This window comes from Streptomyces sp. NPDC087845 (genome assembly GCF_044742755.1).
Taxonomy (GTDB): Bacteria; Actinomycetota; Actinomycetes; order Streptomycetales; family Streptomycetaceae; genus Streptomyces.
The window spans coordinates 1-1,071 of the sequence record NZ_JBIUVC010000059.1 but is presented as its reverse complement, the minus strand read 5'-3'; the positions used below and the strand labels follow the sequence as shown (position 1 = coordinate 1,071).

General features: G+C 64.3%; 1 protein-coding gene and 1 pseudogene. Both read right to left on the bottom strand.

What is annotated here, in order from left to right:
- Positions 1 to 98: pseudogene (locus ACIOMQ_RS41455) on the bottom strand (electron transfer flavoprotein subunit alpha/FixB family protein); the annotation flags it as partial.
- 173 nt (positions 99 to 271) lie between these two features.
- Positions 272 to 1,057: an electron transfer flavoprotein subunit beta/FixA family protein gene (locus ACIOMQ_RS41450; RefSeq protein ID WP_402129202.1), complete on the bottom strand. Its 786-nt coding sequence runs from the start codon at positions 1,055 to 1,057 to the stop codon at positions 272 to 274.
- Between the last annotated feature and the right edge of the window lie 14 nt (positions 1,058 to 1,071).

Below are 1,071 nucleotides of genomic sequence, written 5' to 3'. Positions count from 1 at the left end.
ACCGGCTCACCGATCCGACGCGCCAGCGTCAACAACTCCAGCGTGGGCTTGCGGACGGCACCATCCACATGATCGACAAAAACGAGAACTTCAGCCATGAGAACGCTCTCCTGCGAGTAACGAAGAAACAGAGACGAACGACAGGCAACACACCCCACAAAGCAGCACACCGCAAGAAGCGGCACACCACGCAAGGCACCTCGCCCCAGAGGCACTACACCCCAGAGACGGCACACCGCGAGAAGCAGTACACCGCAAGGGGCGGCACGCCCTAAATGAACTTCTGACCCGCAAGGAACTCGGCCAACCGCCTGCCGCCCTCACCCTCGTCCTTGACGATCGTGCCCGCACTACGAGCCGGACGCTGCGCCGCGGAATCGACCACACTCCACGCACCCGCAAGGCCGACCTCGCCCGCCTCGATCTCCAGATCCCCCAGATCCCAGGACACCACCGGCTTCTTCTTCGCCGCCATGATGCCCTTGAACGACGGATAACGCGCCTCACCCGACTGGTCCGTCACCGACACCACCGCCGGCAGCGACGCCTCCAACCGCTCCGACGCCGTGTCACCGTCACGACGCCCCCTGACGACCCCACCCTCGACAGAGACCTCCGAGAGCAGAGTGACCTGCGGAACACCCAGACGCTCCGCCAGCAGCGCCGGAACCACACCCATCGTGCCGTCCGTGGACGCCATACCGCAGATCACCAGGTCGTAACCCGCCTTCTCCACAGCCCTGGCCAACACCAGCGACGTCCCCATCACATCCGTACCGTGCAGATCGTCGTCCTCGACATGAACAGCCCTGTCCGCACCCATCGACAACGCCTTGCGCAACGCGTCCTTGGCATCCTCCGGACCCACCGTCAGCACAGTGATCTCCGCGTCATCGGCTCCGTCCGCGATCTGCAGCGCCTGCTCCACCGCGTACTCGTCGAGCTCCGACAGCAAACCGTCGACATCCTCACGGTCCACCGTCAGGTCATCGGCGAAATGCCGGTCACCCGTGGCGTCGGGCACGTACTTCACACAGACAACGATCCTCAAGCTCACGCCGGCTCTCCTAC